The sequence below is a fragment of the Pauljensenia sp. UMB3104 genome (assembly GCF_030217285.1).
Classification (GTDB): Bacteria; Actinomycetota; Actinomycetes; order Actinomycetales; family Actinomycetaceae; genus Pauljensenia.
The window spans coordinates 1-229 of record NZ_JASONN010000671.1 but is presented as its reverse complement, the minus strand read 5'-3'; the positions used below and the strand labels follow the sequence as shown (position 1 = coordinate 229).

The following is a 229-nucleotide window of genomic DNA, read 5'->3' as shown; positions in this document are numbered from 1 at the left end:
AAGTCACGCTCGGGATAACGAGAGCCGAAAAACAACACATCGACGCCCAGGCGATCCTTGAAGAACTCGATCTTGCGGAGCACAAGTCCGATCATCCGCAAGCGCTGTCTGGCGGGCAGCGCCAACGCCTGGTCATCGCCACAGCACTTGCAGCGAACAAAAATGTCTACATCTTTGACGAGCCGACCTCGGGTGTGGGCTACAAGCACCTCGTCGCAATCTCTCAAGT

General features: G+C 56.3%; 1 protein-coding gene. It reads left to right on the top strand.

Features of this window, described 5'->3' with window-relative positions:
• The coding region (locus tag QP415_RS13220; protein ID WP_285100377.1) for an ATP-binding cassette domain-containing protein at positions 1–229 on the top strand (229 nt) is incomplete at both ends.